This is a genomic window from Hydrogenophaga crassostreae (assembly GCF_001761385.1).
In the GTDB taxonomy this organism is placed as follows: domain Bacteria; phylum Pseudomonadota; class Gammaproteobacteria; order Burkholderiales; family Burkholderiaceae_C; genus Hydrogenophaga; species Hydrogenophaga crassostreae.
The window spans coordinates 2,558,627-2,575,918 of record NZ_CP017476.1; the positions used below are offsets into that span (position 1 = coordinate 2,558,627).

Sequence of the window (17,292 nt, forward strand, 5' to 3'; positions counted from 1 at the left end):
GTTCAGGCCATTGACCGAGATGACTCAGGTTCAAGCGCTTGTACAGGCAGGTGAACAGGCCGCTCGTTGGCCTCCAGGCGGGTTTGATGGTCCAGCTCCACCATGGTCTGCACCGAAACCGATTTGGGTGTGTTCGCCGCCTGCGACGCGTCCAGCGCTGTTTCCCGTATCACATGGCCATCATGCTGGCCCGCGCGGATCAGGCCACCGGTCACACGGAAGAGGTTCACTTCAGTCATGCCCGCGCCCCGTGCACTCGCCGCCACGGCATAACTGGTGTTTTCCAAACCCTGATCCCAGGGCAACCCATGTTTGTCGGCCAGACCACCCACCGCCCGCTCACTGTCGGCCACCAAGCGCTGGCTGACAGGGCTCAGCGCCACAGGCGCTTCATTGATCCTGGTATCCGCGGCCGAGGTTGAAGACCTGGGTGTGGCCATCGCTCCTGGCGCCTCAGGGGCCGACGCTGGCGTTCGGCTGTTGACCGGTGCCACCTCCAGGCCACGCGCCCGCATTGCATCCTCAATAGCGGACAGGTGCCCACGGTCACGCCACTGCTCGTTGTTCAAGGTCTCCAGCGATTCGGTATGGTTTCTGCGGCCAATCCAGCCGCCAATAAAAGGCACCGGGGATGCTTCTGGGCCTTTTTGGCTCAGCGCAGTTGCTTCGCGCTGGTCCGCACGAACTTCTTGCGAATACCGGCGTTGAGCCTGCTGCAATGCCCCATTGGCGAAACTGCCGTAGTCCACGTCCGGCACGTAAGGCAAGCCGCGCGGCGCTACTTCCGCATGCACAGCGTCGCTGTAACCCGCCATGGCGGCCTGCGCCGGCCGTTTACCCGCTTCCAGCCGCACCTCATAGGCGTCGACCACGTCGCTTTTGTCGAGCCCGGGAAAACGCGCCGACATGGCTTCCCAGTCTTTTTCGATCAGCCCTCGTCCTTCAAAATAGGCGTTGTTCTTGTCGGCTTCGGTTTTGAATGCTTCGCCTACGGTCTCCAGTTCTCGCTGAATCTCCATTCGCCTTGCAGGCGATGCTGCGTTGACCAGGTTTTCCTGCAAACCTTCAAGGCGCTGCAGCAACCGCCCCTCGCGCGAAAAATGGTCGTAGCTGAGTTCGCCCAGTTCGCGCCCCAAAGTGCGGCTCCATTGTTGAACCCGCGATTCTTCGTAGGCTTTTTCGGCGCCGTACGCAGCCGCGCCACCCACCACAATCGCTCCCCCCACTGTTCCAGGGCCCGGCGCGACCAAGGAGCCGGCTGCGCCACCCGCCACGCCACCGACAAAGCCCGCCGAACCGGAAACCGCGCTGCGCACGCCCAAATCGGTGGCCGCCTCGGCGGCGCGCACATGCAGATCTCGTGTCGACTGCGCCCCGTCGATGGCGGTCGTCAGTTCACCATATCCCTCGTAAATGCCATAGGCCATACCGGCCACGCCCAAGCCCTTGAGCACCGTCGCGCTGGGCAGATGCAACCGGCGAGGCGTGTGATCGAGCGCCTCCGTGGCCCCGTGCGCCCCTCTGCGGGCAAGCGTATCCACCTCCAGGGCTAACCGCTCACGCCCATGGGCCATGCGGGCGATTTGTTCAGGGGTTTCAAAAGGCTGGGGGCCGGTGGCCATGTCAAACGAGGCCGCATTCGCCGCAACGCGCGGCGGTGCGTCGTAGGGGGTGCCCTCAAACAGCTGGCCGGGGTCCACCCGAAAACGACCCGCATTGGGTACTTCACCGCCCGTGTCTGTCCAGCGCATGCCTCGGGCGAGCTCCCGCGACGAAGCTTGCACCGATTGATTGACCTCGCTGAGCTTGGCGTTCATACCGCCAGGCGTCTCGGCATAGATCTGCCGGTAAGAATCGATCGGAACCCCGTTGAGGTGGGTCACCTTCGGGTTGTCCAGAATCGCAGGCAATTCGGTGCTGGCAAATACCTTGTGGTCCTCGGCCAGCGAGGTCAGGGTTCTGACGTCGCCTGTCGCGCCCTGGGCCAGGCGCCGGCTGGCCCGGTCCCAGATGCTTTCAACTTTGCGGCCGTCGGCGGCGATGCCTGCATCCAGTTCGCGGTACAGTCTCGGCGAATCTTCACCAATGGCATCCAGCAAGGCCTTTTGAAAATCTGCGTGGTTTTGAAGGGACCCAACAGCGGTCTCGCCAATGGTCACGACCTTGCCACCCGAGTGCTGGCCGATGCTCTCCGCCAGTTGCCAATTGCCCGCCACGTTGCCGGTATTGCCACTGTAGAGCAGCGTCACCGCGTCGGCAGCCTGGTTTGGGACGCGGACGGGCAGTTGATCCAAGAGACCAAACAAGTCGCTCCGAAAACGGCTGATGCCCCCCGGGTATGACCCGGCACCACCGCGGTCAGCCGCAGCGTTTAGCCAATCGACGACGGTCTGTTGTTCACGGGAAAGTGAATCAGACGCCATGTTTTGAATGCCCGTACTCGGTATCCAGACGGGCCGCCGTCAAGTCCACTTTCGCACCCCGAATCCAGGGCCTTTGAGGGCCGCCTGCATCGACAAAGTAGGCCTCTTCAAGCAGCGCAATCACCTCGTCTTTGCGCGCATAGAGTGCGGCCGGCAAATAGAGGTAGGTGTCGCTCAGATTTTTGATCACATGGCGCCTGCCCGTCACAGGGTCCTTACCCTCGAGGAGGTCTGCCGCTCTTTTGTAGATCACCCCTACCGACAACCCTTCCACGAGCAACGTCTCCCAAAATGTTGTCGCGATGTCCTCATCCGCCGCGTAATTGCCATTGGTCCCTCCTCCAACCAAGGCCACCCTTCGCTCTTTATCAACCACCCACCGATCCGTTGGCCACCGCGCCCCGCCCAATGGCGTATACAACCGGTGCCTGGAAAAGTCGAATGCGTCTCTCTCGGCCTGTGGTATTTTTTCCGAGACAAAATTCGAAGGCGTTTTGGCTTCTGCAACGAGGTAGGTCATAAGCAAGGGTGTTTGGCAGTCCGGAAATGGGCAAGGTGCGCAAGCGCCAGGGGGAAAGAACCTCAGAAAAGCAGACCGTCCAGAAACGGCAACGCGCCAGCCGCTTACAAACCGCCTCTGTTGATGGCCCCGTCAAGTTCTGTCTGCAAGCCTGCCAGGCCGGAGTATTCGCGAGGGCGCTCCGGTTGGGCCTCCCTATGGCGCGCAACCTGCTGCTCCACCGCCGAGGCTGCATCCAGAATCGAAGCGGCACTGCGCTCCGAAGCGCTCAATTTCAATGAAGAAAATTTGGGGACGGCATCGCCGAGGTCAACGGCATTGTGGGCCATTGTTGGGGTCGGTTGAGAGTTCGCTTCAGACCGGCTCTGCGCACCGCTGGTTTTAACCTGCAGAGGCAACAGCGGAATATCGACAGCGGGTAACAAACGGTCTTTGAAGGCGCCTTCCTTGTAGTACCGGATCTTGGTTGACATCACAGGGTGTGCCATGCCCTCCACCAACAGAATCTGCTTGTCATCGCCCATGGCTTTGAGTTCTTGGGGCAGCATCAAGGCGCGCCGCTCTTCGCTCTCGCTGCGTGTGTAGCTGCTCTCGCGTGACCGGCTGCGGCTCACACTGTCTTTGCGTACGCCCATGTAACCCAGCATTTCGCTGTATTCGTTGGCGTCTTGCTGTTCACGCGGCGCAAAGATCACGCGCAGCGCATGGTTGGTCATGATGGTGCGAGCCGTCTCACGGCCGTAAGTGGCTTCAAGCTGGGACATGCTTTGAATGATCGGCATCAGTCGCAAGTTGTAGCCCGCCATGAAACTCACAGCGCTGGCGATGATGTCCACGCGGCCAATGCTGGTGAACTCATCAAGCAACAACAAACACTGGTGCTTCAACTCTGGGTTGGACTGGGGCAGTTCCCGGGTGTTCTGGTTGATCAACTGGCTGAAGAAGAGGTTCAGGATCAAACGGCTTTCCGCCAGTTTGTTGGGCTGGATCACCACATAGATCGACATGCGCTTCTTGCGCACATCGCGAAGGTCAAAGTCATCGGCGCTGGTGGCGGCATCGACCACCGGATTCAGCCACGGGTTGAGCGGCTCCTTGAAAGTACCCATGATGCTGGCGAACGTTTCATTTGCCTGACCCAGCAAGGTGGCGAAGGCGGTGCGCGCGCTGCTGCTCAAATGGGGCCAGGCCGCCAGTTCGGTCAGGTAGGCCTTGATCTCCTGGCCCTGGCGTCCTGACGACAGCCGGTAGAGGCTGCCCATGGTGGGGGGCGCATAAGGCGCACCAAAGTTGCTCGACAAATAGGCTGCCTGCTCGAAGGCATACAAGGCAAACGCCACAAAAGCGTTTTGCGCCTGGTTCGCCCAGAAGGGGTCTTTCACGGTATCGTGAACGGGATACAACATGGCCGCAATGCTCTGCACATCGCTGATCCGAAAGCTTGCATCGCTCGACACATACGACAGTGGATTCCACCGGTGCGTTCGACGGTCTTCAGCGAAGGGATTGAACCGGAAAACGGCCTGTCCGTGGCGGGCACGGAAACCACTGGTCAAATCAAAGTTTTCTTGCTTGATATCCAGTACCACCACGGAGCCCTGGTAGCTCAGCAAGTTCGGAATCACGATGCCCACACCCTTGCCCGACCGAGTGGGCGCCGCCACCATGGCAAATTGCTGGCCATTGAAGTAGACGAACTTGCCGTCTTTTTTGCCTACAACCAAGGCGGTGTCTTCTGACTTGAGCATGTTGCGCTCACGAAGATCACCCGTCGAAGCAAAACGCGCTTCACCATAAAGATTGGGCTTCTTGCGAAACAGCACCAAAACACACAGGACGAAATAGACCAGCAAAGGCAAGCCAAAGCCGATGGCGCCACTGCTCTTGACCATGGCGGCGTGCGCTGGTGCATTTGCATAGGCCGACCAATACCGCCAATAGTCCAGCCAGCCCAGGCGGCTCCATGGCTGGTCAATGCGCCAGAAAAGCACCATACCGCTCAAATACAGACCAGCGGCCAAGGCCACAAGCAAGAGCACAAAAAGGAACAGCAGTTTGGTGCGAATCATGGCGTCTATTTCTCGTCAAGCAAGCGCGCAACCTGTTCCTGGTAGCGGCGCAATTGGTCGCGGGACCAGTCATAGCGACACAGCGCCGTGGCTGCGGGCAAGTCTTTCACTGAAAGTGCCTGTTCCCTCGCCTGAACGGCACAGCGCGCATCGCGGTAGCGGCGCCAACTCAAATAGTCCCAGTCAAAATTTTTGGCGTAGGCATCGGCGTAGCCCTTTCCCTTCTCCATCTGCAGCGACTTCCTTTTGCCTGAACGGTATTCGCGCATGAGCGTCTGGAGCCGCCCTTCAACGTCTATCCGAGCCAACTGGCAGGCCTTCAGGTTGGGCGCCAACGGGTCACATTGTTGTGCGGACTGAGACCGTGCGAGCTGATCGCGCCCAGATCCCGGCTTGGAGAAAACCCATTTGGAACTCGCCGTGGCAAAACAAAGGCTTTCCTGTTTTGAGGCTCGATCAGCGGTCTGAAGTTTCAGCGCCACACAGCCCGGTGTTGTCGCACTGACCTCCCCCACGCCGGACAGGTCATCCACCAAGGCAAAAGTGCTCGACTTTCGGTCAAACTGGTACACGCTGTCCAGCGGCAGTTGGCCTTCGGCTGGGGCCAATCGAGCGGCCTTGAAATCCAGAAAACCGTCGCCATTGAAGTCACTGAATTCGAGCCATTTCTGCGCATCCAGCCGGTCGGGTGCCATTTCGAACACATGCGGAAGCGCCTGCACTTCCTTCCCATCGCGAAGCACCACGATGTAACCCGAACCCACCTGGTCCGAGTCTTTGTCGGATTTGTTGTCGAGCTCAAATGCGAAGCCCAGCGAACCGACCTCGCGGCCGATATCGAGGGTCAGCATTTTTGGCGGTGGCGCGCTGCTTTGAAAAAAGTCCAATGATTGCGTCAGCGATGAAAGCTGCGCGCACGCAGTCAAAGCCAGCGTTGACGCCACCACACCCAACAGGCGACCCCTGCTGAAACCTCTGTTCTTCATGTTTCCTCCTCTTGTTTTCTATTCGTTTCTGGTTGTCTGCATGTGAAGGCCCAATAGCCCTGCAAAGCTAAAAGAACCCTGAAGCATCGGCGGCGGCTGGACCCAGTTGGCAAAGACAGAAGGCGATACATGGAAAGACCAGTTGACACCGTGAGTCAAACGCTTCACCTCGGCCTCAAGCTCATAGTGGGTTGCCTAGTATCCGCACCGCACAAACACCGTGGTATCCACGACTTCCGCCAGCTTTTCGTTCACATGCCGGGCAGACCAGTGCAGTTCGTCCTTGCGCACCTCGATCACATAGGTCTCCAACACCTTGGGAGCCTCATAAGGGGGAACATCCACCAAGGCCTGAATTCGCCAGGTTTTGCTGCGGCGGGGGCGCACATCGGTGAGGAAGCTGATGGTGGTCGGCCCATGGTCGTCCCACCGCACCATCTGCTGTTCGCTCACAACCAGTGCACCAGCGCCAGGTTCCACCGGGTCACGGCTCAGATAATTGGCGCACTTGGCCTCGCTCGAATCGCTCCTGGGATACCAGAGCCCCCTCATGTCTACGGGTGCAAGGCCTGCAATGGATGCCGCCGCATGCACCGCTGACGTCAAGCCCAGCATGAGCACTGCACAGAAAGAAAGTCGCAACAAAACAGGAGCCATGGTCGTCTCAATCAGGATTCAAGCGCCAGCTTGCGCTGTGGGTCAAAGTCGATGCCAGTGATGTAGCGTTTTCCAGCGTGGGCCTTGATGTGCACAACCACATCAATGGTCAGCATCAGCAAGCGTTTGATCTCGCCAAAGGCCAGTCCCGAGCCTTCGGGTGAGGCCTTCACCATCAGGGCCATCTGGTCCCAGGTTTGGCTTGTGCTGCCGGCGTGGCAACTGGTAATCGATCCAGGGTGGCCCGAGGCGCAATTGCGGATGTAATAGAACGATTCATCGCCGCGAATCTCGGCCAGGATGATGCGGTCGGGCTTCATGCGCAGGCAAGCCTCCATACAGGTCTTCGCGCTTACGTTGGCCGTGCCCTGGCCACCTCGGGAATAGATCAGGTGCACGCGGTTCGATTGCTCAATGAACAGCTCGCGCGCGTCTTCAATCGTGATCAGGCGCTCGTCATCGGGAATGTGGGTCACCAGCGACTTCATGAACGTCGTCTTGCCGCTGCCGGTAGCGCCCGATACCACGATGTTTTTTTTGTAGTGCACCGCACGGCTGAAAAAGCCGTGATAGTCGCGCGCCTTCCTCAATGCCAACAACTCGGCATCCATCTCGCTGATGCTGCCTTCGCTCTCAAGAATGCGGTCAAAAAAGCCGTCTTCCTGGTATTGATTCAGCGTTTTGGTGTAGCGAGAGGGCAGGCGAATCGTGATCGAAACATGGTCTGCAGGCACCGCCGGAGGCAGCACAAACTGGGCACGCTGCCCCGTTGGAAAGGTCAGCGACACCACCGGGTCGACTTGGGTGATGCGCTGGCCAGTCTTGCTTTCGTTGACCACCGTGGTGCAAAACTGGCGTGCGCGGTCAAAGGTCAATCCGGGCACATCAAAGCGCTGCCAGCCGTCCACCGTCTCGAGAAACACTTCCCCAGGCCGGTTGATGCAAATCTCGGTGACCTTGGGATCTTTCAGGAAGTTGGTGATGCCCAGCACGTGGTACTGGTATTCCAGGAACTCCGTCGAAATGTTCGCTACGGGCTCGTCGTTCAAATGCTCCGTCATGGAAGGTAAAACAAAGTATCCATCAACGCATCACGCTGGAAAAGTCAACGTCGCGAGCGGCAAAAATGTTCACCACGGTGCCGTTCAACACCGTCACTGTCGCTTTGCGGTTGGCCGAGCGGGCGAGCATGTCATTCGCAGCCTTCTTGGCCGTCGAAGCCGTGGCCGACTCCCAAGGGTCAACGCGCTCCTGAATTGCAGCACCGGCATAGGTCGTGGTCTGCCTGCCGCGAATGTCATTTTCATTGGCAAACTTCTGCGCACCGGCATCGATGCCATCGGCCAGCAAACTCACCAGCAGGGCCGAGCCGATGCGTTCACCCCAGTGGCCGTGGTATTCGCCAGGAACGCCTGCGCCACCCAGTGCATCGGTACCGGCGCTGTCGATCCGCACATCCAGGCCCGTGGTGGTCAACACCCGCGTCCAGACAATGCCGATGCGGTCGTAGTTTTCGTCGGCGTATTTGTATTCGCCGGTCACCTTGGAGCCCTTGTCGATCAGCAAATGGCTGCCGTTCATCGAGTAGATGGGTTCGGTGACGATGCACGAAGTCATGCCTGGCAAGGTAGAGACCACCTTGGTTTCCAGCGAACAGCGAATAAAGGTGCCCCGGGTGAGCGTGAAATCGGCGTTGGCCAGTTTCTCCACCGCGCCGCGCTTCACTGTAGAGAACTCGTCTTCAAACAACGGGTTTTTCTTGCCCTTTTCAGAAGCGGCTACCAAGTTGTTTTCGCTCGCCATTCGACGCTGCAGGAGATCGTCCTGCTCGGCCGCCACAGCGGGCTTGTCCAAGGCAGGCATGGGTGGCGGTTCGCGCAATTGCGCCGTCGCAACCGCCACCGGATCGACCTCGGGGGGCGGCAGGTTGAGCTTGGGCTTCTCGGGAACGGTGACTTCTTCAAAAGTGACCCGCTTTGTTTCATGGTCGTTGGCGGAAAAGGCGTTGTTCGCGACCCAGAGGGTGGCTCCTATGGCTGCCACCGACACCAGCCCGATGTACACCACCGCGGTTTTGTTCACGCCACGGGTCAGACCCGCAGAAAGCTTGGGCATGTTGTCGTTCAGTACGGGCCCCTGCCCATTGCCATGGCCGTTGCCATTGGGAAATTGCATGCTCATTTGTTTCTCCTAAGACCGACAACGTCGTTGCCCAAACGCATCACAAGGTAGGGATACACCCCCAAGACCACCATCACGTTTTTTTCGCTCTTGGTGTTGACCAGAAACTCTTCTCCGTTGCGTTCATTGCGCCCGAACACAGCAGGAAAGTTGGCCATGGAGGGCAGGTGGATGTAAGTGAACTGCTGGTTGTCATACACCCGGGTCGGTACGATGGTGGAATCGTCGCGCAGGGTCGAATAATCGTATTTGAGGTGGTAGTTGCCCTGGGAATTCAGGGCGCTCGGCGTGGGCGACAACACCGCGTTGGTTGCCGCCAGCGGGCTGGCCTTGTCGGGGTTCGAGCTGCCATAGACGTAACGCACCTTGTAGAACACCCCTGCCCGCTTGGCATCTTCCAGCGTGCGCCATTTGGTGGCCGACACTTTCAGATCCAGCAAATACGAACGCATGTTGGTGCGGATGTACATGTTGGTATCCACATCCACATTCTTCGGACGCAGATAAAAGATGTTGTCGCGACGGACCAGTTCCCAGCCGTCGCTGAAGCCTGTGCCAAAGTCTTTGACCTGCTCTTGCGGGCTGATTTCGATCTGTGTGGCGATTCCCAGTGCGGTGTTCACCTGAACAACCTGGTCTGGCTGGTAGGCCACTTCCCTCACCTCTTGTGCGAACGCAGCACCTTGCCATAAGGCACCAGCCACCAGCAGCGCCGCTACCCGGAAGCCGCGCTTGCAAACAGTCTTGTTGGTCATGGTTGTGTATCCCCCGTCCATTCAAAAAATCCAGTTGGAATCGAAAACATTGATCACTGGCCCAGCGTGGGCGTTGCCGGCGCGCCGGGCAAGCTCGGTTGCAGGGCTGGCGCCTGGGTCGGCGCGGCTTCGGGAGAGTCGCCCCCCCTGAAGCTGATGCCTTCCTCTTCGTTCAACACCGGAATGCTCTTGTCTTCGGTGCCGGCCTTGAACACAGGTGCGTTGAATTCATCGTCCACCTTGTAGGCCGTGACCTGAAAGCCCAACGGGTTGCGCAGCCGCAGTTCTTCGTTCATTTTCAGGTTCGCCTTGTATTCATACCGCAGCGTTGCCACGTGGCTGCTCAGATAAGTGCTCTTGCCCGTCTTTTTGTCGAACTTCCACTTTTCGAAGCGCACCGTGGCGCCGGTCGGGCGCGCGCCGCGCTCCTCGTCCAAACCGTTGAACACGATGCTGTTGACCTTGATGCGAATCGCATTGTCTCGACCCCAGCGCTTTTCGGGGCTGTTGGGGGTGCCGTCGAACTGTTTGACGAACAGGCCCTTGACCTGATCATTCGACATAGAGGCCACGTATTCCCAGTCGTGCTCGTTGATGGTGTCGTAGTCGTACCCCTCGCGCGACTGCACAAACCGCGCCACCTGGCTTCGGTTCAGCGCTTCACTGGCGTAAATGCCTGTGGCGGCGATGTTGTCGCGCAGGGGCGAGACCGTGCTCGTGCTGCGCTTGAGGTCGACCGTCACCAAATACGGCACCTTTTCCTTCAACGGCAACATGTAGGCGATACCCGCCACCAGGCACACAGTGACCGCCATCGAGCACATCGCCACGATCCATGCCCGGCGTTCGCTGCGCCTGACCATGGTGACCACGGAGGTTTCAAAATCCACCGATTTCTTGAGAATTTGCTGCGAAGCTTCTGAAAGTTCGCGTTTGAACAATGCCATATCAGCCCTGAAAAACCATTACATCCAACCCCGTCGGGCCCAAAACCCTCACCGGCTCGCTCAAGGCAGTTTCGTGACCAGCATCGACTTGTTGGGAGACACCTGCACCCGAACCTTCTGCGCCGCATAGGTGCGCCGCACCACGCCCAAAGCGCGCTGCAGGTTGTTGTCTTTGATGGCCGACAAACCGCTTACCAGGGTGAGATCGGTGGGGTATTGCCAATCCAGGGCGCCATCGCTCTCCTTGGCCCAGCGCTCCAGCATGTTGCGCAGACTTGAATCGGTGGGCAGCATCTGAAACTTGTGCAGCGCCACTTCTTCTTTCAGCGGGATTTCCTGCGGTTCGGTGTCCAGGCTGTTGAGGGGCTTCCAGTTGTCGGCCATATCAACAGCCACAGGGGGCGCCACACAGGCTTGCAGCAGTGCAACTGCGGCAACAACGAAAATAATGCGACCCAAAGTCAAAAACTTACGAACAGGCTGATGTGGTGTCATGTGCTTGAGGAGCAAATAGAAAAGAAAGGGAAGAGAATTGTGTGATTGTTGGGGCCAACCAGCTTTGCATTAAGAAGTCCAAACACCATCAGGCAGTGCCCTTGTTGGCATTGGCATGCTCAACGGTTCGCGAGCCGTATCTCAACTCAGCGTATTGCGCGCCAGCGGTGTTTGCGATCCCGGCTTGACCGGGCGGTATGGCATGAACATTGGTCGAAGACATAGCTCCGACTCCAGACCCTCCCCCACCATGCATGCTCTTGGCATCTGCATTGCCTTCAGCGCTTTTGACCGCGTTGGACTCCTTTGCAACTGCGGTGCCGCCCACCGATTGGCTGCCGTCCACTGGCAACGACCCGCCCGTGCCCCAATTGCGATTCTCCCGAAACTTGGCATCCTCAACATCGGTGCCATTGGCATACTTCGGCAGGCCGGTACCAGCGGCCGCATTGCTGTTGTTGTTGGCGTTGTTGTTGACGTTGGAGCCGGTCCCTCCTCCGCGGAAGTCATTGTTGGCCGACTGACTGTCGTTGATCGACGCTACCTTTGCGTGGGCGCCACTGTCTGCGTTCAACCCCATACGGCCTGGTCCCATTTTCGAATCTGAGCCTGCAATGACATTGGAGCCACTGTTGGCCTTGTTCAACAACATGGCATTGTTGGAACCGGTCATGCCACCGGGGCCACCGTTGTAGCCCAGGTTGGGCGCAACGCCGCCGTTTCCGCTTGTGCCTAAGGCGCCCTGTCCGTTTTGTCCATTCTGGCCACTCATTGACCCCATCACGCCCATCACGCCAGCACCGGCCGCGCCGCCACCCATCATGCCCATCATGGCGCCGGCCGCGAACGAAGCACCCGAGTTGAAAAACTGCATGATCAGTGGCGGAATCATCATCAGCAATGCCGTTGACAAGGAGCCCAATGCCGCAAGTTGCATGGCACTGCCCCCAATATCGAACCCGATGCCCGTGCCAGCCAACATACCGTTGGCATAGAACGCCGCAATGATCATGGCGCCATACCGCATCATCATGTCGAGCAAGATGCTTGAGAGCAAAGTCAGCATGGCCAACGACACCATGGTGCCGAGCAGGAATTTGGCCCAGGTCACAAACATGCCGGAAGTCTGTTTGAACATCAAAAAGAAAATGAACAGCGGCGCCAGCATGATCGCCAGCGTGATGGAAATCTCGGCCATGATGGCCATGATTGAAACCAATACCGCCGGGCCGCTTTGCCCCACCAGTGCGGCGATTCGAGTCAATGAATTTCCATCTGCACCTACCTGTTGGCCACCGGGCAAACTGTCAATCAAAGCGTTAAAAACCTGCGCCACGGCGAGATTCATGTCAACGATCTGGTAAATATCGGTGCCTGCGCCCACAATGGCCGCGGTGATCAACCCCTGAAAACCCAACACGATTTCCGCGACCATTGGCGAATTCACCGCCAACAGCGAAACGACGGTCATGATGGCCACAATCTTGCCAGTCTGAAACAGCAGTGAAACCACCGGGGTGCGATTCGCCCCAGAAATCAGCATGAATCCTTGAAAAATCACCCAAATGGTTACAATGGTCGTGGAAATATAGGCCAAGGCCTTGCCCAATTGTCCTGCCACCAGCTCACGGTAGGTGCCAATCAACATGTCATCAATCAGATAACCACGTGTCTGGCACATGAATTCGGCGTTGTTGATCAGGGTGAGGTATTTGATGTCCAGGTTGGGACCCAAAGCCGTCAGCAAGGCAGCAGGAATGGATATGGTGGCGCAAGGCATCGGGGTGCTTCTATTCAAAAGGCAATGCGAGATTCAATGAATTGCATGTGGAAACATGCGACGAATTCCATGGTTCCACACACCGATCTACCTTGGGAATTTCACAGGCAAAGTGATGCTCAACCCAGCCGGCCCTGGTGCTGCTCGGGTGTCGGTCGCGCGGCGCGCCTCGGCCATTTGCATTTCAAACATAGCCTCACGTTGCTTGTAGCCAAAATGTAGAGCTTGAAGCTGCGTGGAATCGTTTTGCAAATTTGCTTGAATCCCCTGCAAAATAAACTGCTGTTTTTGCAACGCGCCCGCATTTGAAGTTCCAGAGCCATTATTGACTACTGTTTTAATCGATTCCCGTCGATCATTTATATTCTTAAGAATATCAAATGTTTGCTCCAAGGTCTTTATCCTCAGATTTCTCAAACCTATGCATGCATTATAATGATTTGCATTAAGCTTTTCATCGCCACAGTCCGCCGTCGTTCCTATGTATTTCTCGGGGTTTGCCAGGGGAATTGTTTTGAAATCCGCATCCAGCAAGGCTTGATCAGCGAAGTGGGTTAACGCATTTGCAGAGCCGGACGATGTATTGTTGATTTTTTCAACCATGTCGAGCACACTTTGATCCAGTACCGCCCATTGTGCCGATGCAATTTCGCTGTACGTCAAAATCCCAAAAACTATTGCGATAATCCGCATAAAGACTCCATCAAACTTGAGTTAATTCACTCAACAAAATAATAGCGCGTAATGGTACGGTCAATGAGTCTTAGGGTGGCCACATCCAAGTACGTTGCATCGTCATATGGCTTGCCCTTAGTAAAAAGTAACAGCTGATTTCCTGAGTCAGTCCAAGCGCGATCACCTGCATTTGCAGGCCAGCCTATAGCGGCTATCGCCTCTTCAATTGTCATTCCTGGCTCAAGTCGATCAAGCGCTACCACCAAATCTTTTGAATTGGTGCTGCTGTCACCGCCGCCCCCACAGGCCGACAACACTAGCGCCGCTGCGCCGCCCAGCACCACATGGCCCATGAGCCGACGGCGACTCAACAAGTTTGAGGTTTTTGGCGTAAACGGGGTCTTCATGGGTTTTTTCCTTCCTGGAATGGCGTTGAAGCAGATAGAGAGAAAACAGGGGCAAAGCCGAGGTACCGAAAGAAGGACTCGTACATGGCAAAAAATGCACAGCACTACTACTACCGACGTACCTATGGCGACACCGAGAGCATACTAAATTTTGCGACCAAAAGACTTACTAATAATCACATTCGAATGATAAAGAATGAGAATTTGTAAGCTGGCAACAGACAAAGCGAGGATGCGCAGCAACTATTGACTTAAATCGAACCCCTGGAGTAGACGTGGAGCGAGGTTTGGCAGCCCGCGGATCAATGATGCTTACGGACCGGCGTTCCAACGGATCCTTGACGCGGGCCTTTGAGCGGGAAGGCATACGAGGAAAGCAAGGGCAAGTGGGCGACAAATACGCTTGCTGCAAGCCTTCAAACCGTTCGAGCCATCAAGGGCTCGTGCGCATGGGTTTGCTGCACTTCTGACTGCGAAACGTGCCTTGTCGCGAGTTGATCTTGCTGTTGCTGCTGGTCGAGCTGCCCCAAACGCTCCAGCGAATCGGCCATGGGCTGGTTGGCGGCGTGACGGGCGTTGAGCACGCCGTCTTTGAGCATGGCGCCGTCGAGTTGGCCGTAGCGGATTTGTCCGTCAGCCACCCGAAACAGGTTGATGTCGCTCATGCCCTGCCCTCTGGCGCTGGCGGCAATGGCGTGGGCGGTGTTGTCGAGACCGGTGTTCCACGGCAGGCCGTGTTGTTCTGCCACTTGGCGCACGTGGCGTTCGCTGGCTTCAAGCAGGCTATGGGAGGTGGGCGACAGCGTTCCTGCACCAGCGCGGGCCGGGGCCGAGGAGTGGCGCTTGTTTTCCAGTTCTTCGAGGCGTGCTGGTTCGCCGGGTGGCAGCGGGCCACGAATGAAGTTCACGCTATCGATCACGGTTTCAACCGGATTCCGGCTGACAGCGGTCAGTGAACCGCGGGTGCTCCTGACGTTGCCTCGGTACTCGTCAATGGCTGTGGCGTTGGTTTGGGCGCGCTCGATGGCGGCGGAATCGTTGAGCACCGAGTGGTCTGGCTTGCCTGCGCTATTGGTGTTCACAAAATGGTGCATCTTGTGGCTATCGGCCAGGCTGATGGCAGCGCCCAGGGTATTGTGGGGTGTGGTACCGGTGGCGAAGTTGACGGGGCTGTAGCCTCGCAGCCGGTCGCTCCAGTGGGTAGTGTTGTCGAACCCTTTGGTGGCGAGGCCCGTGATCTCCTGAGGCTCAGCGTAGACCTTGACCTGGCCGTAGTGCCCACTGCCTGCGCTCACCATGTCGCCCGCCATCACATGGTTGGTGACCGCGTTGCCGCCCTCCGGAATGCGCAGGCCCAGGCTGTGGGCGCCGTAGGCATTGAAGGTTTCACCTTTGAGGTCGAAATGGTGGGCGGTGACCTGGGCCAGGGTGCCGCCGAGGGAATGGCCGGTGACAGTGACGGGGGGTGGATGACCGTTGAAGTCTGAAGCTTGCGAGTTGGCCAAATGCAAGGCTTTTCTGGTTAGCTCGATTGCATCGGGCACTTGCAGATTTGATCGATTGAAGACCATGCCACCATCCGCCAGCAGTCCATCCTTGAGGGCTTCTCGGTCGAACTCTGTGCCTCGATGCGCAACGATGATCTCGCCAGTATCTACCCGCTGGTAGATCGTGCCTTGGTAGCCGGTACGCGGGTTATCAGCGTGATCAAGTATTTTGTATCGGTGTTGCCCTATAGGCACTGGCTCTCCACCAACAGGGGTTGGCGCTCGATCTGCGTAAGAATCTTTCGCCAGGTCAGCATAGCCTTGGCTACCCGTTGTCATGGATTGATCTTTCTTGGCACAAGCTTCATAGAGAAAACCTGACCTTGCAACGCCGCCCCAAACTTGCTTGGATCCTCCCACCCGAAGGCGGCCCTTGAAGACTTGGATATTTCATTCGCATCCTCAACTACTTTGGTTCCGTACAACTCTTTGCGGTAGTACATCGACTGGGGTTCGCCAAACGATAGGTGCTGTAGATCTATGTGGGCATTGAACGCGGTTTCATCAGATGCGCCAGTTGGTGTCCCTCCGGCGCCTACTCCGGAAAGCGCCCACTTGCAGACCCCGTTGCCGTAATAGTCTTCATCCAGCATGGCATCAAGGTACACAGTGGCCACATAGCTGCCGTCAGCTTGTTTCTTGAAGGGCAGTTCAATCACCTTCTCCGGCTCGCCACGGACACCGGCGAAATCGTTGACGACGTAGCTGCAACCCTTGGCCTGATACATCGCGCTCCAGCTCACTTGTTTGAACGGCCCCGGCGCATTCTCGATCGTCAGTGTGACCTCGTAGCCCTCTTTGGGCGCCGGGTTCAAGCGGTACAGCTCTTTCTGTGCAGATTTGTCATTCTTGGCGTCAGATTTGGCAGCGCTGGAACTGGTGGTGGTGGAATCATTCATGGGAGCAGGTTTCGAACCGGTGGGTTGACAGGCTGAGAGCCCAAACGCCAGCATGAGGCCAAGCCCCAGGCATTTCTTTGAGCCTGACAACGGGAAACGTATGCGATGCATGGTGATGGCTGGTGGGTTCATTCTCGGTTGCCGGTTATCTTGCTTTTTGGCGTGAATTGGTGGGTGGGCGACAGCGTTGAAAACCAATTATTCTTACACAAAACTACCATCAAAATTGAGTGGAAAATGGATAATCCACAACTCAAGTTCTGCCTGTATCCAACTCAATTCTTAGATGCCTACCAAGACTTAGTTCACTCCTATCCAATCAGCAATTAGAGTCTATGAATCAAGGGAAAAAGGCAAGACCTACCCAAAAATCAACTTCCGGTAATCATCCAACAACACCTAGAGGGAAAAGGCATTGGCTTGCATCAAGGCTTGCTGGCCTTGGACTTCGAACTGAGCCCGCTGGAGTTGACCGGCGGATTTTGTGTCTTGACCCGAAGGAATATCTCGGGCCAAGTGAATCACTTTAACAATCTGCTCTCTTCGCGCTGCAATGTTTTTTAGCAACGCCTGACTTTGAACAAGGGTTTGCAGCCGTAAGTTGCGAAGCCTCATACAAGCAGCCCAGTGCTGCGGTGCGCTTTTTTCCGCCCACAATCTGCTTCCGTGCCAACATATTTAAGCTTCTCAGCATCGGCTAATTGAGGCAAATTGGAAGCGGCATGGAATTCGGTATCAAGGCTCTTCAGCGTCACAGATTTATCGGCATCGCCAAAATTAATGTCGCCTTCCGAAGTTCGACTCCCCTGATATTGTGGATATGTGGTGCCCTGCCCATAATCTGAAAAATTATCTGATTTATTAATTAAGTCTAGTACCTCTTTTTTCTTCGTCATCATAGACTGCCCACTGTGCTTGAGCCTGAATGGAGTAGATTGACAAGTATGCAAG

At 56.9% G+C, this 17,292-nt stretch carries 16 protein-coding genes; all 16 read right to left on the bottom strand.

Features of this window, described 5'->3' with window-relative positions; translation table 11 throughout:
• Positions 1 to 2: 2 nt before the first annotated feature.
• The 16 genes from LPB072_RS11850 to LPB072_RS23450 all read right to left on the bottom strand — a co-directional run bounded on the left by LPB072_RS11850 (position 3) and on the right by LPB072_RS23450 (position 17,240).
• Positions 3 to 2,249 carry a hypothetical protein gene (locus LPB072_RS11850; protein WP_157559300.1) on the bottom strand — a complete coding sequence of 749 codons (2,247 nt, stop codon included), beginning with the start codon at positions 2,247 to 2,249 and terminating at the stop codon, positions 3 to 5.
• Positions 2,250 to 2,412: 163 nt separating this feature from the next.
• Positions 2,413 to 2,943 (bottom strand): hypothetical protein, encoded by a 531-nt coding sequence (locus tag LPB072_RS11855; RefSeq protein WP_066089892.1) that lies wholly within the window; start codon positions 2,941 to 2,943, stop codon positions 2,413 to 2,415.
• 104 nt (positions 2,944 to 3,047) lie between these two features.
• On the bottom strand, positions 3,048 to 5,012 hold the full coding sequence (locus LPB072_RS11860; protein ID WP_066089895.1) for a type IV secretory system conjugative DNA transfer family protein: 1,965 nt from the start codon (positions 5,010 to 5,012) through the stop codon (positions 3,048 to 3,050).
• 5 nt (positions 5,013 to 5,017) lie between these two features.
• Positions 5,018 to 5,998 (bottom strand): EF-hand domain-containing protein, encoded by a 981-nt coding sequence (locus tag LPB072_RS11865; RefSeq protein ID WP_157559301.1) that lies wholly within the window; start codon positions 5,996 to 5,998, stop codon positions 5,018 to 5,020.
• A 195-nt stretch (positions 5,999 to 6,193) separates the two neighbouring features.
• Positions 6,194 to 6,655 carry a hypothetical protein gene (locus LPB072_RS11870; RefSeq protein WP_066089900.1) on the bottom strand — a complete coding sequence of 154 codons (462 nt, stop codon included), beginning with the start codon at positions 6,653 to 6,655 and terminating at the stop codon, positions 6,194 to 6,196.
• A gap of 11 nt (positions 6,656 to 6,666) precedes the next feature.
• On the bottom strand, positions 6,667 to 7,716 hold the full coding sequence (virB11, locus tag LPB072_RS11875) for a P-type DNA transfer ATPase VirB11 (protein WP_066089904.1): 1,050 nt from the start codon (positions 7,714 to 7,716) through the stop codon (positions 6,667 to 6,669).
• Between the two features lie 22 nt (positions 7,717 to 7,738).
• On the bottom strand, positions 7,739 to 8,836 hold the full coding sequence (locus LPB072_RS11880) for a TrbI/VirB10 family protein (protein WP_066089908.1): 1,098 nt from the start codon (positions 8,834 to 8,836) through the stop codon (positions 7,739 to 7,741).
• Positions 8,833 to 9,591 carry a TrbG/VirB9 family P-type conjugative transfer protein gene (locus LPB072_RS11885; protein WP_066089911.1) on the bottom strand — a complete coding sequence of 253 codons (759 nt, stop codon included), beginning with the start codon at positions 9,589 to 9,591 and terminating at the stop codon, positions 8,833 to 8,835. The genes LPB072_RS11880 and LPB072_RS11885 overlap by 4 nt, the downstream gene beginning before the upstream one ends.
• A gap of 53 nt (positions 9,592 to 9,644) precedes the next feature.
• Entirely contained in the window at positions 9,645 to 10,538 is an 894-nt protein-coding gene (locus LPB072_RS11890) for a virB8 family protein (RefSeq protein WP_066089914.1), read from the bottom strand.
• A 60-nt stretch (positions 10,539 to 10,598) separates the two neighbouring features.
• Positions 10,599 to 10,997 (bottom strand): hypothetical protein, encoded by a 399-nt coding sequence (locus tag LPB072_RS11895; protein WP_157559302.1) that lies wholly within the window; start codon positions 10,995 to 10,997, stop codon positions 10,599 to 10,601.
• 124 nt (positions 10,998 to 11,121) lie between these two features.
• On the bottom strand, positions 11,122 to 12,813 hold the full coding sequence (locus tag LPB072_RS11900; protein WP_066089921.1) for a type IV secretion system protein: 1,692 nt from the start codon (positions 12,811 to 12,813) through the stop codon (positions 11,122 to 11,124).
• A gap of 87 nt (positions 12,814 to 12,900) precedes the next feature.
• Positions 12,901 to 13,506 carry a hypothetical protein gene (locus LPB072_RS11905; protein ID WP_066089924.1) on the bottom strand — a complete coding sequence of 202 codons (606 nt, stop codon included), beginning with the start codon at positions 13,504 to 13,506 and terminating at the stop codon, positions 12,901 to 12,903.
• A 26-nt stretch (positions 13,507 to 13,532) separates the two neighbouring features.
• On the bottom strand, positions 13,533 to 13,895 hold the full coding sequence (locus LPB072_RS11910; RefSeq protein WP_066089928.1) for a hypothetical protein: 363 nt from the start codon (positions 13,893 to 13,895) through the stop codon (positions 13,533 to 13,535).
• Positions 13,896 to 14,311: 416 nt separating this feature from the next.
• A complete protein-coding gene (locus tag LPB072_RS11915; protein ID WP_157559303.1) occupies positions 14,312 to 15,637 on the bottom strand; it encodes an alpha/beta hydrolase family protein in 1,326 nt (441 codons plus the stop codon).
• An 80-nt stretch (positions 15,638 to 15,717) separates the two neighbouring features.
• Positions 15,718 to 16,341 carry a hypothetical protein gene (locus tag LPB072_RS11920; protein WP_157559304.1) on the bottom strand — a complete coding sequence of 208 codons (624 nt, stop codon included), beginning with the start codon at positions 16,339 to 16,341 and terminating at the stop codon, positions 15,718 to 15,720.
• Between the two features lie 611 nt (positions 16,342 to 16,952).
• Positions 16,953 to 17,240 carry a hypothetical protein gene (locus tag LPB072_RS23450; RefSeq protein ID WP_157694141.1) on the bottom strand — a complete coding sequence of 96 codons (288 nt, stop codon included), beginning with the start codon at positions 17,238 to 17,240 and terminating at the stop codon, positions 16,953 to 16,955.
• Between the last annotated feature and the right edge of the window lie 52 nt (positions 17,241 to 17,292).